Annotated in this window: 2 protein-coding genes and 1 pseudogene; all 3 read left to right on the top strand. The window is 46.1% G+C overall.

What is annotated here, in order from left to right:
- Positions 1 to 194: pseudogene (locus tag LN995_RS21495) on the top strand (NAD-dependent dehydratase); the annotation flags it as partial.
- A 16-nt stretch (positions 195 to 210) separates the two neighbouring features.
- Positions 211 to 948, top strand: coding sequence for an SDR family oxidoreductase (locus LN995_RS21500; protein ID WP_229963153.1), 738 nt, complete (start codon positions 211 to 213; stop codon positions 946 to 948).
- 43 nt (positions 949 to 991) lie between these two features.
- Complete coding sequence (locus LN995_RS21505) at positions 992 to 1,903, top strand: helix-turn-helix domain-containing protein (protein WP_229963154.1); 912 nt, start codon at positions 992 to 994, stop codon at positions 1,901 to 1,903.
- Positions 1,904 to 2,036: the final 133 nt, after the last annotated feature.

Consider the following 2,036-nt stretch of genomic DNA (forward strand, 5'->3'; position numbering starts at 1 on the left):
CGCCTGATACTTTACTAAACCAAATGCTTTCGGCAGGTGTCAACGAGTGGATCGCAAACGGCATGGTAGCGATGCAGCAAGCACAGCAGGACGGTAGTTTGTATGAAGATTACTGCCTGAACAAACCAAAGCTGGGCAAGGTGAAGCTCAGCGACTTTGCTGAAGAATTCGCCGAAGCGTACAAGAACCTATAACGATAGCATCAGGGAAATGAAGAAAGCACTGATAACAGGAGGAAATAAGGGAATTGGCTTTGAAACCGCCAGACAGCTCTTGGAAAACGGATACTATGTGTTCATCGGAAGCCGCAGCATCACCAAGGGAAAGGCAGCCGTAGCAGAGTTGAACGAAGCAGGGTTTGATGAAGTGGAGGCCATCCAATTGGATGTGACCGACACCGCATCTATAGAAGCTGCCAGAAACCACATCGGAAACAAAACTGAAGTCTTGGATGTGCTGGTTAACAACGCCGGTATCAACGGAGGGTTTCCGCATGCAGCATTAGAAGCCGATGCCGAAGCTTATCAGAAAGTGATGGATACCAATTTGTATGGTGTAGTACGAGTGACGCAGGCGTTTATCGGTTTGCTCAGAATGTCCAAGCAGCCCAGAATCGTCAACGTTTCTTCCAGCGGCTGTTCGCTTACCTTGCACAGTGATCCAAGTTGGAAATACTATAGCCACAAGGCAGCCCTCTACCCTGCCTCAAAAGCAGCTTTGAATATGTACACCATCAATCTCGCTTATGAGTTGCGAGATACGCCTTTCAAAGTGAATGCAGTCTGTCCTGGATTTGTAGCCACCGACTTCAATGGGCACAGAGGTACCGGAACAGTGCAGGAAGGCGGGATGCGCATCACAAAATATGTGATGATTGGAGAAGATGGCCCGACTGGTAAATTCATCAGCGAAGAATACAATCCAGAAACAGGAGAAACGCCATGGTGAAACAATCGGTATCTTTGCATGAGGGCTGAAGACACTTGAAGATATGAGAAGCAACGAGAATAGGCTGCACAAGTTCCGGTCACTAGCGGAGTTCCACCAGAAGTTTGGCTTAGCGAAACCCGAACACCCCCTGGTGAGCCTTATCCGTATGGAGGACATGGAGATGCCTCCTGAAGCATTACCCGATTACCTGGTTTTGGACTTCTACAAAGTTGCCTATAAAGACACTGTTGGCAAAGCCAGATACGGACAGAGCTATTATGACTTTGGTGAAGGCGGCATGGTTTTCACCTCACCGGGTCAGTCATTTGAAAAACCCAGAAGTAGCAAAAGTAAAGGTTGTATGTTGCTGGTGCATCCTGATTTTCTCTTATCGTATCCCTTAGCCAACAGAATAAAGCAATTCGGCTTCTTTTCTTACGCCACCGATGAGGCCCTGCATCTGTCTGAAAAGGAAAAAGAAACGATATTCTCCGTATTCAAAATACTTGATGAGGAACTGAACAGCAGAATAGATGATTTCAGCCAAGATGTGATTATCTCCCAGATTGAATTACTGCTCAATTACAGCAGTAGGTTTTACAAACGCCAGTTCATCACCCACAAAGCGGTGTGTGGTGATCTGATTCAGCAATTCGAGGATATATTAACGGCATACGTCAGTAATGAAGTAACTTTGGAGAAAGGCATACCTTCAGTACAACATCTTGCAGAACAGCTGAATGTGTCAGCCAGTTATTTGAGTGACATGCTGCGCTCGTTGACTGGACAGAACACACAGCAGCATATCCACAGCAAGCTCATTGAACATGCAAAGGGAATATTGTCCACCTCCAACCTATCTGTGTCTGAAATAGCCTACCGGTTAGGCTTCGAGCACCCGCAATCCTTTAGCAGATTGTTCAAGAGCAAAACCCATCAGACACCATTGGAATTCAGGCAATCATTCAATTGAAAGGGGCAGGAGTAACTTCAGATAACAATGTCTTTGTAAATTGGCGGTGGGACATTCCTGCTGAACTTTTGTGCTTGATGTTTTTCCTTTTCGGTGATAGTTAAACCGCATATAGAGCCTTGAACAAGGAAGT

Source organism: Pontibacter silvestris (assembly GCF_020907275.1).
In the GTDB taxonomy this organism is placed as follows: Bacteria; Bacteroidota; Bacteroidia; order Cytophagales; family Hymenobacteraceae; genus Pontibacter; species Pontibacter silvestris.